Source organism: Burkholderia cenocepacia (assembly GCF_014211915.1).
In the GTDB taxonomy this organism is placed as follows: Bacteria; Pseudomonadota; Gammaproteobacteria; order Burkholderiales; family Burkholderiaceae; genus Burkholderia; species Burkholderia orbicola.
This window is the reverse complement of sequence record NZ_CP060039.1, coordinates 620,634-636,582: the sequence shown is the minus strand read 5'-3', so window position 1 is coordinate 636,582 and position 15,949 is coordinate 620,634. Positions and strand designations below refer to the sequence as shown.

Genomic DNA, 15,949 nt, shown 5'->3' with positions numbered 1-15,949 from the left:
CGTTTCCGGCCCCCGCCGGACTCGGTTTCATCTTTGGTCTCCTCGCGCTAACCCCGTAGCGTGTGGTTTTTAGCGGGCTAATAAGCCCGCTTTTTTTCGTCCATCGAAAACGTAGCGACCCGCAGGCCGCCACGTTTTTCCGGCATTTTCGCGCACCGTCCCGCTTCACGCAGTCTTCTGCACGTCGAGCTTCAGTTCCTCGATCATCCGCTCACGCATCACGAACTTCTGCACCTTGCCCGTCACCGTCATCGGCAGTTCGTCGACGAAGCGGATATAGCGCGGAATCTTGTAGTGCGCGATCTGCCCGGTGCAGAACGCGCGCACGTCGTCCTCGGTCATCTGCTCGTCGGCGCGCAGCACGATCCACGCGCACAGCTCCTCGCCGTACTTCGCATCGGGCACGCCGAATACCTGCGCGCTCTGGATCTTCGGATGGCGGAACAGGAATTCCTCGATCTCGCGCGGATAGACGTTCTCGCCGCCGCGAATCACCATGTCCTTCAGGCGGCCGACGATGTTGCAGTAGCCGTCCGCGTCGAGCGTCGCGAGGTCGCCCGTATGCATCCAGCCGTCGACCAGCACCTCGCGCGTCTTCGCGTCGTCGTCCCAGTAGCCGAGCATCACCGAATAGCCCTTCGTGCACAGCTCGCCCGTCGCGCCGACCGGCACGATGTCGCCGCTCGGATCGACGATCTTCACTTCGAGATGCGGCTGGACGCGGCCGACCGTCGTCGTGCGCTTCTCCAGCGGATCGTCGGTCGAGCTCTGGAACGACACGGGGCTCGTCTCCGTCATCCCATACGCGATCGTGATTTCGGAAAGATGCATCTGCGACACGACACGCTTCATCGTCTCGATCGGGCACGGCGAGCCGGCCATGATCCCGGTGCGCAGCGTCGACAGGTCGAATGTCGGGAATGCCGGATGATCGAGCTCGGCGATGAACATCGTCGGCACGCCATGCAGCGCGGTGCAGTGCTCCTCGGCCACCGCCGCGAGCGTCGCCACCGGGTCGAACGCTTCGCCGGGGAACACCATCGCGGCGCCCGTCGACACGCAGGCGAGCACGGCCAGCACCATCCCGAAGCAGTGATAGAGCGGCACCGGGATGCAGAGCGAATCCTGTTCGGTGAAACGCATCGCCATCGCGATCGAGCGCGCGTTGTTGACGACGTTGCGGTGCGTAAGCGTCGCGCCCTTCGGGCTGCCGGTCGTGCCGCTCGTGAACTGGATGTTGATCGGATCGTTGGCCGTGAGCGCCGCGCCGATCGCATCGAGCAGCGCCGGATCGACGGCCTGGCGGCCGCGCGCCATCACGTCCGCGAAGCGGAACATACCGGCAGGCGCCGCCTCGCCCATCGACACGATCGTGCGCAGTTTCGGCACGCGCGCCGCATGCAGGTCGCCCGGCGTCGCGGTCGCGAGCTCCGGCGCGAGGGTCTGCAACATCTCGACGTACGCGGAACTCTTGAAGCGCTCGGCCGCGATCACGGCCTTGCAGCCGACCTTGTTCAGCGCGTATTCGAGTTCCGACAGCCGGTAGGCCGGGTTGATGTTGACGAGCACCGCGCCGATCCGCGCGGTCGCGAACTGCGTGAGCAGCCATTCGCTGCGGTTCGGCGACCAGATGCCGACGCAGTCGCCCTTCACGATCCCGAGCGCGGCGAGGCCCGCGGCCAGCACATCGACCTCGTTCGCGAACTCGCGCCAGGTCCAGCGCACCTGCTGCTCGCGGAACACGACCGCCGGGCGGTCGGGGAAGCGGCCGGCCGTGTCGAGCAGGAACCGGCCGATCGTCGCGTCGGATAGCGGCACGTCGGTCGCGCCGCGCACGTACGACAGTCCGTTTTCGGGCGCGATCAGCGCCCCCTTGCCAAGGTCTGCTGCCATCGATGTCTCCGTCCGTTTTTGTCTGATCGGCCCGCGCGCGCCTGCTGCGCGCCTCCGCCGCACGATCGCGACGGACGGCCTCACCGCGGATGATGCCGCGCTCCGCTGACGATACTCTGACATCGAATCGCGGCGGACGGGTGAAATAGCACGACCGGCCGATACGATCCGGCCCGCAAAAAGACGGACGAAATGCAGGCGAAACGCGGGCGAAAAAAAAGCAGCCCGAAGGCTGCTTTCTTTCGCGGGATACGCGGCGCGGCTCAGTGCCGGCTGCGGATCTTCGCCAGACGCTGGATCGCCTCGAGCTGCGCCATCGCGGTCGCGAGCTCGGATTGCGCTTTCGCGAGGTCGAGATCCGACTTCGCGTTCTGCAACGTTTCCTCGGCACGCTTGCGCGCTTCCTCGGCTTTCGCCGCGTCGAGGTCCTTGCCGCGGATCGCGGTATCGGCGAGCACCGTCACGGCGCCCGGCTGCACTTCGAGAATGCCGCCTGCGACGAACACGAATTCGTCGTTGCCGCCCTCGACCTCGATGCGCACCGCACCCGGACGAATCCGGGTAATGAGCGGCGTGTGACCCGGCAGAATGCCCAGCTCACCCGTTTCGCCCGGCAGCGCGACGAATTTCGCCTCGCCCGAGAAGATCTGCTCTTCCGCGCTGACGACGTCTACTTTGATGGTTGCCATATCGACTCCAATCTCATCCACGGGTTGAGCGTATTGCGGCCGGCGCAGGCGGCCGGAATACAAGTCATCACTGACTTATTGTTCCGGCCGGCGCTCGCCGGCTTGCGACTCACTCAGCCCTTACTGGATCTTCTTGGCCTTTTCGAAGGCTTCGTCGATCGTGCCGACCATGTAGAACGCCTGTTCCGGCAGGTGGTCGCACTCGCCGTCGACGATCATCTTGAAGCCACGGATCGTTTCCTTCAGCGGCACGTACTTGCCCGGCGAGCCCGTGAACACTTCAGCGACGTGGAACGGCTGCGACAGGAAACGCTGGATCTTACGCGCACGTGCGACCGACAGCTTGTCTTCCGGCGACAGTTCGTCCATGCCCAGAATCGCGATGATGTCGCGCAGTTCCTTGTAGCGCTGCAGCGTCTGCTGAACGCGACGGGTGATCGAGTAGTGCTCTTCACCGATCACGTTCGGGTCGATCTGGCGCGACGTCGAGTCGAGCGGGTCGACCGCCGGGTAGATACCCAGCGAAGCGATGTCACGCGACAGAACGACGGTTGCGTCCAGGTGGCCGAAGGTGGTTGCCGGCGACGGGTCGGTCAAGTCGTCCGCAGGGACGTACACGGCCTGAACCGACGTAATCGAGCCCTTCTTGGTCGACGTGATGCGCTCTTGCAGCTTGCCCATTTCTTCAGCCAGCGTCGGCTGATAGCCCACTGCCGACGGCATACGGCCGAGCAGTGCCGACACTTCGGTACCGGCCAGCGTGAAACGGTAGATGTTGTCGACGAAGAACAGCACGTCGAGGCCTTCGTCACGGAAGTGCTCGGCCATCGTCAGGCCGGTCAGCGCGACGCGCAGACGGTTGCCCGGCGGCTCGTTCATCTGGCCGTACACCAGCGCGACCTTGTCGAGAACGTTCGAGTCCTTCATTTCGTGGTAGAAGTCGTTCCCTTCACGGGTACGCTCGCCCACGCCCGCGAACACGGAGTAACCGCCGTGTTCCTTCGCGATGTTGTTGATGAGCTCCATCATGTTGACGGTCTTGCCCACGCCTGCACCACCGAACAGGCCAACCTTGCCGCCCTTTGCGAACGGGCAGATCAGGTCGATGACCTTGATACCCGTTTCGAGCAGTTCGGTCGACGGCGACAGTTCGTCGAACGCCGGTGCCTTCTGGTGGATCGAACGCGTCACGTCGCTCTCGATCGGGCCGGCTTCGTCGATCGGACGGCCGAGCACGTCCATGATTCGGCCGAGGGTCGGCTTGCCGACCGGCACCGAGATCGGCTTCGCCGTGTTCTTCACGGTCAGGCCGCGGCGCAGGCCGTCGGATGCACCCAGACAAATGGTACGGACCACGCCGTCACCCAGCTGCTGCTGGACTTCGAGCGTCAGTTCCGAGCCATCGAGAATGAGCGCGTCGTAGATCTTCGGCATGCTGTCGCGCGGGAATTCCACGTCGATAACGGCGCCGATGCACTGTACGATCTTGCCTTCTACCAAAGCAGCAGTACTCATCGCTTTTCCTTTAAATACCTGATTCTTTACTCGCGCAAAGGCGCAGTTGTCGTCCCGGGCGCGCGCTTAAACAGCGGCTGCGCCGCCGACGATCTCCGACAGTTCTTTCGTGATCGCGGCCTGACGGCTCTTGTTGTATACGAGCTGCAGTTCGCTGATCACCGTCTTCGCGTTGTCGGACGCGGCCTTCATCGCGACCATGCGCGCCGATTGCTCGGACGCCATGTTTTCCGCGACGGCCTGGTACACCAGCGCCTCGACGTAACGCACGAGCAGTTCGTCGACGACTGCCTGCGCGTCCGGCTCGTAGATGTAGTCCCACGACGTCGCCGGCGTACCGTCATCGGCTTCGAAGTGGTCCGACGACAGCGGCAGCAGCTGCTCGATCACGGCTTCCTGCTTCATCGTGTTGACGAAGCGCGTGTAAGCGATATAAACCGCCGACAGCTTGCCTTCCGAGTACAGATCGAGCTGCGTCTTCACGGCGCCGATCAGCTTGTCCAGGTGCGGGGTGTCGCCGAGGTGCACGACCTGCGACATCACCTTCGCGCCGAAGCGGTTCAGGAACCCGAGGCCCTTGCCGCCGATCGCGGTGGCTTCGACCTTCTGGCCCTTCTCTTCCAGCTCCTTGAACTTCTGCACCGTCGCACGCAGCACGTTGGTGTTCAGACCACCGCACAGACCCTTGTCCGTCGTGACGAGGATGATGCCGGCCGTCTGCGCGCCGTCGTTCGCCACCATGAACGGGTGACGGTACTCGGGGTTCGCACGGCTCATGTGCGCGGCGATGGCACGGACCTTGTCTGCATACGGACGAGCGGCGCGCATGCGTTCCTGCGCGCGACGCATCTTCGATGCAGCCACCATCTCCATCGCCTTCGTGATCTTGCGCGTGTTCTGCACGCTCTTGATCTTGCCGCGAATTTCCTTCATTCCAGCCATAGCTTGCTCCTTTGCGCCCCGAGTTAGCGCTTTAGCGCTTTACTCGGGGCTCATGCATCGCTCACCGAAGCGGCGCGGGCGCATCAGCACCCGCGCGGCCTCAGTGTGTCACTCGCGGATCAATAGGCACCGGACTTCTTGAAGGCTTCGATCGCCGAGCGCAGCGCGCCTTCGTCGTCCTTCGAGAGATCCTTGGTGTCTTCGATGCGCTTGATGAGGTCAGCGTGGCTGGTCTTCAGGTTGTCGCGCAGGCCCTTCTCGAACGGCAGCACTTGCTTGACGTCGAGGTCGTCGAGGTAGCCGTTGTTCGCGGCGTACAGCGACACGGCCAGTTCCCAGACCTGCAGCGGCTGGTACTGCGGCTGCTTCAGCAGTTCCGTCACGCGGCGGCCGCGCTCGAGCTGCTTGCGGGTCGCTTCGTCGAGGTCCGATGCGAACTGCGCGAATGCGGCCAGTTCACGGTACTGCGCGAGGTCGGTACGGATACCGCCCGACAGCTTCTTCACGACCTTCGTCTGCGCGGCGCCACCGACGCGCGACACCGACACGCCGGCGTTGATTGCCGGGCGGATGCCTGCGTTGAACAGGTCGGTTTCCAGGAAGATCTGGCCGTCGGTAATCGAGATCACGTTCGTCGGAACGAACGCGGTCACGTCGCCAGCCTGCGTTTCGATGACCGGCAGTGCCGTCAGCGAGCCGCTCTTGCCCTTCACTTCGCCGTTCGTGAACTTCTCGACGTACTCTTCCGACACGCGAGCCGCACGCTCCAGCAGACGCGAGTGCAGATAGAACACGTCGCCCGGGTACGCTTCACGGCCCGGCGGACGGCGCAGCAGCAGCGAGATCTGACGGTATGCCCAGGCCTGCTTGGTCAAGTCGTCATAGATGATCAGCGCGTCTTGGCCGCGGTCGCGGAAGTATTCGCCCATCGTGCAGCCGGCGTACGGTGCCAGGTACTGCATCGCAGCCGAATCCGATGCCGAAGCGGCGACGACGATCGTGTATTCCATCGCGCCCGTTTCTTCGAGCTTGCGAACCACGTTCATGATCGACGAAGCCTTCTGGCCGATCGCGACGTAGATACAGATCAGGTCCTTGCCCTTCTGGTTGATGATCGCGTCGAGCGCCACCGCGGTCTTGCCGCACTGACGGTCGCCGATGATCAGCTCACGCTGGCCACGGCCGATCGGCACCATCGCGTCGATCGACTTGATGCCCGTCTGCACCGGCTGCGACACCGACTTACGCCAGATCACGCCCGGGGCGATCTTTTCGATCGCGTCGGTCAGCTTCGCGTTGACCGGGCCCTTGCCGTCGATCGGGTTGCCGAGCGCGTCGACCACGCGGCCGACGAGTTCCGGGCCGACCGGGACTTCGAGAATGCGGCCCGTCGTCTTGACGATGTCGCCTTCCGAGATGTGTTCGTATTCGCCGAGAATCACCGCGCCGACCGAGTCGCGCTCGAGGTTCAGCGCGAGACCGAACGTGTTGCCCGGAAACTCGAGCATTTCGCCCTGCATCACGTCCGACAGGCCGTGGATACGCACGATACCGTCGGTCACGGAGATCACGGTGCCCTGGTTGCGAACGTCTGCGCTCGCTTCAAGGCCCTGGATCCGGCTCTTGATCAGCTCGCTGATCTCAGAGGGATTGAGTTGCATTATTCGCTCCTGATAGTCAATTCTGTTGCGTGCCGGCGTGGCGCTCAGGCGGTCAAGGCAGCCTGCATCGATGCGAGGCGCGCGCGAACCGAGGTGTCGAGCACTTCGTCGCCGACCGTCACGCGCACGCCGCCGATCAGCGACGAATCGACTTCGACCGTCGGTTTCAGCTTGCGCTTGAACTTGCGTTCGAGGCCCGAGACGAGACTGTCGAGATCCGCGCCGTTCAGCGGGAACGCGCTCACGATCTCGGCGTCGGCTGCGCCTTCACGTTCGTTCTTGAGCGCCTCGAACTGCTCGGCAATTTCCGGCAGCAGCGCGATGCGATGATTGTCGACCAGCATCTGCACGAAGTTCTTCGCTTCGGCGCCGGCCGCGACGGGCGACTTCACCGCAGCAAGCAGCAACTCGGCTACTTGCGTGCGCGTCACCTTCGGGCTCGACGCGACCGACAGTACTTCCGGCAGACGCGCAACCTGGGCCAGCTCTTGCACGAGCGTGGACCAGGCGGCGATGTCACCGCCCTCGGCCACGCGGAACAGCGCTTCTGCGTAAGGGCGGGCGATGGTTGCAAGTTCGGCCATGATCAGAGCTCGGCTTTCAGTTGATTCAGCAGTTGGGCGTGGGCCGTTTGATCGACTTCGCGCTTCAGGATCTGCTCGGCGCCCTTCACGGCCAGCGCGGCGACTTCGCCACGCAGCGCTTCGCGCGCCTTCACGATTTGCTGTTCTGCTTCCGCCTTCGCCTGGGCGACGATGCGGGCGGCTTCAGCCTGGGCGTTGGCCTTGATTTCCTCGGCGACCGCCTGGGCACGCTTTTCAGCGTCGGCGATGCGCTGCTGGCCGTCGTTGCGGGCCTGCGCGAGTTCCTGGTCCACGCGCTTGTGCGCTGCGTCGAGTTCCGCCTTGCCCTTCTCCGCGGCGGCGAGGCCGTCGGCGATCTTCTTCGAACGTTCGTCGAGGGCGTTGATCAACGGCGGCCACACGAATTTCATCGTGAACCACGCGAGGACCAGGAACACGACCATTTGCGCAAACAGAGTTGCGTTGAGATTCACGGTGTTTCCTTATCTGCTATTCCGGAAAAATGAAACGGTAAGGCGCTCATCGAGTTGCATTCGATCAGCGCCCCAAGTCTCCGTTCCGCCCTGCGCCGGCTCACGCCGGACGCATATTTCCGAGGAACCTTAGCCTGCGAGCTTCGACAGGAGCGGGTTCGCGAACGCGAACAGCATTGCGACACCAACGCCGATCAGGAATGCAGCGTCGATCAGACCAGCCAGCAGGAACATCTTCGTTTGCAGCGGGTTGATGAGTTCCGGCTGACGTGCGCAGGCTTCGATGTACTTGCCACCCATCAGCGCGATACCGATACAGGCGCCGATTGCACCCAGGCCGATGATGATGCCGATACCGATGGCGGTCAGACCCTGGATGTTGGCGATGTAAGCTTGCATGATCACTCCTTTGTGAAAAGACTTGGAACTGAGATTTAAAAAACTAAAACGAAGACTCTTTGTTGCACGCCACGCTTAGTGCGTGTCGTGCGCCTGGCCGAGATACACCAGCGTCAGCATCATGAAAATGAATGCCTGCAACAGAACAATCAGAATGTGGAAGATTGCCCAGACGCTACCCGCGATCACATGACCAACGAAGCCGAGGAACGTTGCGTCGCCACCGAAGCTCCACATGCTGCCGAGCAGGGCGATCAACAGGAACAACAGCTCACCCGCGTACATGTTGCCGAACAGCCGCATGCCGAGCGAAACGGTCTTTGCAACGTATTCGACGATGTTGAGCGCGAGGTTCGGGATCCACAGCGCCGGGTGGCCGCCGAACGGCGCCGACAGCAGCTCATGCGCAAAGCCGCCCGCGCCCTTGATCTTGATGCTGTAGTAGATCATCAGGACGAACACGCCGAGCGCGATGCCGAGCGTGCCGTTCAGGTCGGCCGTCGGGACGATGCGATGGTGGGAAATCACGTCCGACAGACCGAGCAGGCCGATCACGCGGCCCGGCAGGTCGACCGGGAGGAAGTCGAGCGAGTTCATCAGCGCGACCCACACGAACACCGTGAGGGCGAGCGGCGCGATGAAGGTACGATTGCCGTGGACGATGGCCTTCGACTGGTCCTCGACCATTTCGACGAGCATCTCGATCGCGCACTGGAAACGGCCCGGCACGCCCGACGTCGCCTTGCGGGCGGCCAGACGCAGCAGGACGATCGTCACGATGCCGCAAACGATCGACCAGAACAGCGTGTCGAGATTCCAGACGTGAATGTCGAAAATCGACGTCTGATGCGAGGTGGAGAAATTCTGCAAGTGGTGCGCAATGTACTCGGACGGATCCGGACCGCGCGTGCCTTCGCTAGCTGCCATATCGTTAATGCCACCCAAATTGTCGAAAATCGTTTTGCCCCGTTCCGCAACACGCTATTGCGGGAACGGGCCGGTGCGGTTCGTTGTCGAAACCGCACGCTGCTTGTTCCTTACCGCCAGGCCAGCGCGATCCAGTACGTCTTCAGCACGACGAGGTACGTGACGAGGAACGGCACCCAGTGCACGCCGGCCCAGCCGAACGCCACCGCGGTGAACATCCCGATCGTCAGAGCCAGTTTCAGGGCTTCGCCCATCACCCAGCTCATCACGGTGGCCGAGCCACCTGCCTTCAGTCGTGCCACGAATACCGCACTGGGCACCCAGCCGATCGCTCCGCCCAGAAACGCGGATTGCGCAGCGGCGCCCGGCGACTTCGAAAACAGCCACCACGCCAGCGTTGCAACCAGGGACAGGACCACTTGCGCGAACACCACCTTGTAGGGGGTCACGCGCGAGGGCTTGCTCACGTTCGGGCCGAACAGCCTTTCAGCCTCGGCCCGCGTCAGCGGAACGATGTTGTTATCTTGCTGCTCGACATCCCAGTCATCGTCGGATTCACGCCGCGCGCCAACCGCCGAAGCGGTGCGTTGCGTGCGCTGATCATCGTGCCTGTCGTCCGGCGCCTGACCCGCCATCGCAATCTTCCGCAGAATCCTTCAAACCGACCCCAAGCTTTCTGAAAGCTTTCAGGGGTGCCTAGCTAACAAATCCGGGCGATTGTAAGCGATAGTTGCAAGTGATTCAAGGCTTTAGACGCGACAAAAACCTGCATAAAACGACGCCTCATGATGTGAAAAAACGCCCGATTCGACGACGTACGATGACAGTTGTAAGGTCGGTTTTTCGCACCGGTATTTCTTGCGCGAAAAAGTCCGGTGACGGGGTAAATGGCGGGGAAACGATGCCCGATGCGGGCCAGGCGGAAGCGGTGCGATCGCCGCGGGGGAACGGGCTGCAAGCGAGCCATTTCGAATGGCTCGGCGCAACGCGGCGGAACAAGCCACGCGCGGTGACCGAGCCATCGCGCGCGACGCGCGAAATTCGCCGGATGTTCGCGCATCGATTCATCCAATCAGTTGTCGCGCCGCCACAGATGTTCGACTGTGAGTTGCAGCACTTATCAACAATCCTGATCACTGCGCACGCTGTGCGCCCTGCCCGTCACCCGAGCGGCATGCCTGTGCCGCACGCACCGGCTCGCTCAACCGTGCATGAGCAACCACGCACCGAGCGCCGCGCTCGCCAGCGCGAACGGAATCGAAACGAGGTGGAACGGCAGCCACATGCGCGGCTCCTTCGCGAGGCGCACCGCGATCAGGTTCGCGAGCGAGCCGATCGCGAAACCGAAGCCGCCGACCGATACGCCGAACGCAAGCGCGCGCCAGTCGTGCGTGAACTCCGACAGCAGGATCGCGGCCGGCACGTTGCTGATCACCTGTGACAGCACGGCGCCGGCGGCATAGACGCGCAGCGGCGAATCGAGTTGCGCGTGCGCGATCGCGTCGTGCACGACGGGCAGCGCAGCCGCGCTGCGCAGCACGACGAACATCAGCACGAAGATCAGCAACAGCAGCCAGTCGATCTTCAGGACTGCGTCACGTTTGACGGCGAACAGCACGATGGCGACACCGACGAGGCCCGGCAGCGGATGATGCGCATCGGCGAGCAGCACGAACGCGGCGAACAGCACGGCCGCGATCAGCGCGTGCATGCGTTGTACGGGCAACGCGGCGGCGTCGCCCGACAAGTCGAGCGGCTTCGCGCGAAACATCAACGCGGTCAGCACGAGCAGCAGCGCCATCAGCGCGAGGGCGAGCGGTCCGAGCGTGACCACGAAACGACCGAACGACACGCCGCTCAACTGCCACAGGAAAAGATTCTGCGGATTGCCGAGCGGTGTCGCGACGGACCCCGCGTTGACGGCCAGCGCGACGACGATCACGAGCCGCCGGAACGGCAGCGGTGTCAGCGCGCGCAGCGACACCATCAACGGCACGACGACGAACAAGGCGACGTCGTTGGTGAGCCACATCGACAGCACGGCGGCGAAGCCGACGAGCAGCATCGCCAGCCCGCGTTCGGAATGCACGTGATGCACGATGCGATGCGCGAGCCACATCAGGCAGCCGGACAGCTCGAGCGCCTTGGTCAGCATCAGCAGGCCCGCGAGCGTCGCGACCGTCTGCCAGTCGACGCGATCGGCCAGTACCGAAAATGGTTGCGGACGCACCCATTGCAGCACGATCAGCCCAAGCGCGAGCACCGACAGCACCGGTTCCTGCGCAAGCCAGCCGAGCCACCGGCGCGGTGCCGGTGCCCCCGTTTCCTCCATACCTGCCCCGTTATTCTTCCGTTGCGACGTTGCCGCGCAGTCGCGCGAGAATGCCCTCGAGCGCATCGAGGTTGCCGAAGTCGATCAGCACCTGCCCTCGCCCGCGGCGGCCGAGCTTGATCTTCACCGTCGACGCGAGCAGGTCGGACAACTCCTCTTCGAGGCGACGCGTATCGCGGCCGCCATCGTCCTTCGCACGCGCCTTCACGGCCGGCGCTTCCTTCGTCGTGTGCGCGACGAGCTTCTCGGTCTCGCGCACCGACATGCGCTTGTTGACCACCTGATGCGCGAGGGTGATCTGCGTGGCCGCGTCGACCGCGAGCAGCGCGCGTGCGTGCCCCATGTCGAGATCGCCGGCCAGCAGCATCGTCTGCACCGGCGATGCGAGGTTCAGCAGGCGCAGCAGGTTCGATACCGCGCTGCGCGAACGGCCGACCGATTCGGCCGCCTGTTCGTGCGTGAAACCGAACTCGTCGAGCAGGCGCTGGATACCGTGCGCCTCTTCGAGCGGATTCAGATCCTCGCGCTGGATGTTCTCGATCAGCGCCATCGCGGCGGCGGCCTGATCGGATACGTCCTTCACGAGCACCGGCACTTCATCGAGGCCGGCCAGGCGCGCCGCACGGAAACGCCGCTCGCCCGCGATGATCTCGTATTTGTCTGACGAAATGGGTCGTACCAGGATCGGCTGCATCACGCCCTGCGCGCGAATGCTGGCCGCGAGCTCCTGCAGGCTGCCTTCGTCCATCCGCGTGCGCGGCTGGTACTTGCCGGCTTGCAGCTTGCCGAGCGCGAGCGTGTTCGGTGCGCCTTCGATCTTCACCGCTTCGGTGATATCGGCGCTGCCGCCGAGCAGCGCTTCGAGGCCACGTCCCAAGCCCTTCTTCTTTGGTACCGCGTTCATGTCTTTCTTCCTCGCTTCGCTCATGTCCGGATCACGACACCTCGAACGCGCGCACGCGCTCGATCATCTCGGCCCCGAACTGGATATACGCTTGCGCACCGCGCGAGCTGCGGTCGAACACGACGCCCGGCAGCCCGTAACTCGGCGCTTCCGCCAGGCGCACGTTGCGCGGAATCACCGCGTCGAAGACCTTGTCGCCGAAGTGCGCTTTCAGTTGATCGGAGACTTGCTGCTGCAGCGTGATGCGCGGATCGAACATCACGCGCAGCAGGCCGATGATCTTCAAGTCGCGGTTCATGTTCGCGTGAACCTGCTTGATCGTATTGACGAGGTCCGACAACCCTTCCAGTGCGAAGTACTCGCACTGCATCGGGATCACGACGCCATGCGCCGCGCACAGGCCGTTCAGCGTCAGCAGCGACAGCGTCGGCGGGCAATCGATCAGCACGAAATCGTAGTCGTCGGCCACGCGCTCGAGCGCGGCCTTCAGGCGGCGCTCGCGGTTGTCGATGCTGATCAGTTCGATCTCCGCGCCGGACAGCTCGCGGTTCGCGGGAAGCACGTCGTAGGTGACGCCTTCCGGACGCACGCGCGCATCGGCCACCGACACGCCGTCGACCAGCACTTCGTACACGGTCGCTTCGCAGGCGGCCTTGTCGATCCCGCTGCCCATCGTCGCGTTGCCCTGCGGGTCGAGATCGGTCAACAGGACTCGTTGCTCCTGCGCTGCAAGGCTTGCGGCGAGATTGACCGATGTCGTCGTCTTGCCGACGCCCCCCTTCTGGTTCGCAACGCAGAAGATCTTTGCCATCGTTGGTGTGTTCCCTTTACCTTCAAACAAACGGCGCGCTACCGCGCGCCTTCAATTCGCGTCGTCGACGGCCACTTCGAACAGATGCCGCTCCGCATCGAGCATCGGCACCGCCAGCCGGATCGTCTGCGTGACACGGCTGCCTTCCGGCAACCGCGCAATCTCGTCGTCCGGGTGAACGCCCTTCATCGCCCAGATCGAACCGCCCGGCGCGACCAGATGTCGAGCAAGTTTAACGAAGTCGGATAGATCCGCGAAAGCGCGGGATACGATCATGTCGAATTTTTCCGGCACTTCGACACCCGGCTGCAGCGATTCGACCCGCCCGGTGACGACCGACAGGTTCGCGAGCTTCAGCTCCGCGCGCATCTGCGTCTGGAACGCAGACTTCTTCTGCACGATATCGTTCAGCGTGACCTGCCAGCCCGGCTCGACGATCGCGAGCACGATACCGGGCAGCCCGCCGCCCGAGCCGACGTCGAGCACGCGCGCCGACGTACGGCCGCGCAGATGCGGGACGATGGAAAGCGAATCGAGGATGTGCTGGATCAGCATCTGCTTCGGGTCGCGGATCGCGGTCAGGTTGTAGACCGCGTTCCACTTGCCGAGCAGCGCGACATAGTCGAGCAACTGGTTGCGTTGTGTATCCGTCAGCGTGAGGTCGAGCGCCGCCGTACCTTCAACGAGCATCCCTTCCAGTACGTCCCGATTAACCGCCGGCGCGCGACGCGCCGTCATTGTTGCGTCGGGACGGCGCCGTCCCCCTGCTCCGCGGCCTCTGCAGCCGTGCCGTTACGGCGGCCCAGACCGCGACGCTTCAGGTGCACCATCAGCAGCGAGATTGCCGCCGGCGTGACGCCCGAGATACGCGACGCCTGCCCGATCGTTTCCGGCCGGAATTCGTTGAGCTTCTGGCTCACCTCGAACGACAGACCGCGGACTTCGCGGTAGTCGATACCGTCCGGCAGGCGCGTGTTCTCGTTCGCGTCGTTGCGCTCGATTTCGGACGCCTGGCGCTCGATATAGCCCTGATACTTGATGCCGATCTCGACCTGCTCCTTGATCTGCTCGAGCAGCACCGAATCGTCCGCCAGCGGCTCTGCGGGGCCGCACTCGCCGCCCTTCAGTCCGCACACGCCGTCGTAGCTCACGCCAGGCCGACGCAGCAGTTCGGCGAGGCTGTACTCATGATCGATCGCCTTGCCGAGCAACGCCGTCGCCTCTTCCGCCGGCAGCGTCTTCGGCGTGACCCAGGTCGACTTCAGGCGTTCGGTTTCACGTGAAACAGCGTCGCGCTTCCGGCTGAATGCGTCCCAACGCGCGTCGTCGACGAGCCCCAGCTCGCGGCCGATTTCGGTCAAGCGCATGTCGGCATTGTCTTCGCGCAGGCTCAGGCGATACTCGGCGCGGCTCGTGAACATCCGGTACGGCTCTGCTACCCCGCGCGTGACGAGATCGTCGACCAGCACGCCCAGATAGGCCTGGTCGCGACGCGGGCACCACGCATCCTTCTCCTGCACGTAGCGGCCCGCATTGAGGCCGGCCAACAGTCCCTGCGCCGCCGCTTCTTCGTAGCCGGTCGTGCCGTTGATCTGGCCCGCAAAGAACAGCCCGTTGATCGCCTTCGTCTCGAGCGATGCCTTCAGCGCACGTGGGTCGAAGTAGTCGTACTCGATCGCGTAGCCGGGGCGCAGGATGTGCGCGTTCTCGAGGCCGCGCATCGAATGCACGAGCTCGAGTTGGACATCGAATGGCAGGCTGGTCGAAATCCCGTTCGGGTAGAACTCGTGGGTCGTCAGCCCTTCCGGCTCGAGGAAGATCTGGTGCGATTCCTTCGAGGCGAACCGGTGGATCTTGTCCTCGATCGACGGACAATAGCGCGGCCCGACGCCTTCGATCACGCCTGTATACATAGGCGAACGGTCGAGACCGCCGCGAATGATGTCGTGCGTGCGCTCGTTCGTATGCGTGACCCAGCACGGCAGTTGCTGCGGATGCTGCTCCGCGCGGCCCAGGAACGAGAACACGGGGATCGGATCGAGGTCGCCCGGCTGCTCGTCCAGCTTCGAGAAGTCGATCGTGCGGCCGTCGATACGCGGTGGCGTACCGGTCTTCAGCCGGCCCTGCGGCAGCTTCAGCTCCTTCAGGCGCGACGACAGCGATACGGCCGCCGGATCGCCCGCGCGACCGCCCGTGTAGTTGTTCAGGCCGACGTGGATCTTGCCGTCGAGGAATGTCCCGGCCGTCAGCACGACCGCGCGAGCGCGGAAGCGGATGCCGATCTGCGTGACGGCGCCGACCACGCGGTCGCCTTCGACCATCAGATCGTCGACCGCCTGCTGGAATAGCCACAGGTTCGGCTGATTTTCGAGCCGATGGCGGATCGCCGCCTTGTACAGGATGCGATCGGCCTGTGCACGTGTCGCGCGCACGGCCGGGCCTTTCGACGAATTGAGGATTCGGAACTGAATACCGCTTTCGTCCGTCGCGGCGGCCATTGCGCCGCCGAGCGCGTCGACTTCCTTGACCAGATGGCCCTTGCCAATACCGCCGATCGACGGATTGCAGCTCATCTGCCCAAGCGTTTCGATGTTGTGGGTCAGCAGCAGTGTCTTCGCGCCCATACGGGCCGACGCCAGCGCGGCTTCCGTGCCGGCATGGCCGCCACCGACGACGATGACGTCAAATTCTGTGGGAAAAAGCATGGTGGATTCCGTACGCGGAGCTGCGCACGAACCTATCAGAGAAATGTATGGGCCGAATTATAGCGGGTTCGCTTTTCACCCGAAGGCCATCCGAATGGTAGGGCCTGTGCATTT

General features: G+C 63.7%; 15 protein-coding genes. All 15 read right to left on the bottom strand.

Annotated elements, in window-relative coordinates; genetic code table 11:
* Positions 1-165: 165 nt before the first annotated feature.
* Positions 166-1,893, bottom strand: a complete 1,728-nt coding sequence (locus tag SY91_RS02990; RefSeq protein WP_023476543.1) for an AMP-binding protein — start codon at positions 1,891-1,893, stop codon at positions 166-168.
* A gap of 263 nt (positions 1,894-2,156) precedes the next feature.
* On the bottom strand, positions 2,157-2,582 hold the full coding sequence (locus SY91_RS02985; RefSeq protein ID WP_006477288.1) for a F0F1 ATP synthase subunit epsilon: 426 nt from the start codon (positions 2,580-2,582) through the stop codon (positions 2,157-2,159).
* A 120-nt stretch (positions 2,583-2,702) separates the two neighbouring features.
* Positions 2,703-4,097 (bottom strand): F0F1 ATP synthase subunit beta, encoded by a 1,395-nt coding sequence (atpD, locus tag SY91_RS02980; RefSeq protein ID WP_006477287.1) that lies wholly within the window; start codon positions 4,095-4,097, stop codon positions 2,703-2,705.
* A 66-nt stretch (positions 4,098-4,163) separates the two neighbouring features.
* Entirely contained in the window at positions 4,164-5,039 is an 876-nt protein-coding gene (atpG, locus tag SY91_RS02975; protein ID WP_006482709.1) for a F0F1 ATP synthase subunit gamma, read from the bottom strand.
* Positions 5,040-5,158: 119 nt separating this feature from the next.
* The gene (gene atpA, locus SY91_RS02970) at positions 5,159-6,700 is read right to left on the bottom strand and encodes a F0F1 ATP synthase subunit alpha (RefSeq protein WP_006477285.1); all 1,542 of its coding nucleotides are present in this window, start codon (positions 6,698-6,700) and stop codon (positions 5,159-5,161) included.
* 44 nt (positions 6,701-6,744) lie between these two features.
* Complete coding sequence (locus SY91_RS02965; RefSeq protein WP_006477284.1) at positions 6,745-7,284, bottom strand: F0F1 ATP synthase subunit delta; 540 nt, start codon at positions 7,282-7,284, stop codon at positions 6,745-6,747.
* A gap of 2 nt (positions 7,285-7,286) precedes the next feature.
* Positions 7,287-7,757 carry a F0F1 ATP synthase subunit B gene (locus SY91_RS02960; protein ID WP_006477283.1) on the bottom strand — a complete coding sequence of 157 codons (471 nt, stop codon included), beginning with the start codon at positions 7,755-7,757 and terminating at the stop codon, positions 7,287-7,289.
* A gap of 129 nt (positions 7,758-7,886) precedes the next feature.
* On the bottom strand, positions 7,887-8,156 hold the full coding sequence (atpE, locus tag SY91_RS02955; protein WP_006482730.1) for a F0F1 ATP synthase subunit C: 270 nt from the start codon (positions 8,154-8,156) through the stop codon (positions 7,887-7,889).
* A 75-nt stretch (positions 8,157-8,231) separates the two neighbouring features.
* Positions 8,232-9,083, bottom strand: coding sequence for a F0F1 ATP synthase subunit A (gene atpB, locus SY91_RS02950; protein ID WP_006477281.1), 852 nt, complete (start codon positions 9,081-9,083; stop codon positions 8,232-8,234).
* 110 nt (positions 9,084-9,193) lie between these two features.
* Positions 9,194-9,718 carry an ATP synthase subunit I gene (locus SY91_RS02945; RefSeq protein ID WP_006477280.1) on the bottom strand — a complete coding sequence of 175 codons (525 nt, stop codon included), beginning with the start codon at positions 9,716-9,718 and terminating at the stop codon, positions 9,194-9,196.
* 566 nt (positions 9,719-10,284) lie between these two features.
* Positions 10,285-11,415 (bottom strand): SLC13 family permease, encoded by a 1,131-nt coding sequence (locus tag SY91_RS02940; protein WP_023476545.1) that lies wholly within the window; start codon positions 11,413-11,415, stop codon positions 10,285-10,287.
* 10 nt (positions 11,416-11,425) lie between these two features.
* Positions 11,426-12,319, bottom strand: coding sequence for a ParB/RepB/Spo0J family partition protein (locus tag SY91_RS02935; RefSeq protein WP_006482728.1), 894 nt, complete (start codon positions 12,317-12,319; stop codon positions 11,426-11,428).
* 31 nt (positions 12,320-12,350) lie between these two features.
* Positions 12,351-13,130, bottom strand: coding sequence for a ParA family protein (locus tag SY91_RS02930; RefSeq protein ID WP_023476546.1), 780 nt, complete (start codon positions 13,128-13,130; stop codon positions 12,351-12,353).
* A 51-nt stretch (positions 13,131-13,181) separates the two neighbouring features.
* On the bottom strand, positions 13,182-13,868 hold the full coding sequence (rsmG, locus tag SY91_RS02925) for a 16S rRNA (guanine(527)-N(7))-methyltransferase RsmG (RefSeq protein WP_027808854.1): 687 nt from the start codon (positions 13,866-13,868) through the stop codon (positions 13,182-13,184).
* Positions 13,865-15,835, bottom strand: a complete 1,971-nt coding sequence (gene mnmG, locus SY91_RS02920; RefSeq protein ID WP_023476548.1) for a tRNA uridine-5-carboxymethylaminomethyl(34) synthesis enzyme MnmG — start codon at positions 15,833-15,835, stop codon at positions 13,865-13,867. Before mnmG ends, rsmG begins: the two co-directional genes overlap by 4 nt.
* Positions 15,836-15,949: the final 114 nt, after the last annotated feature.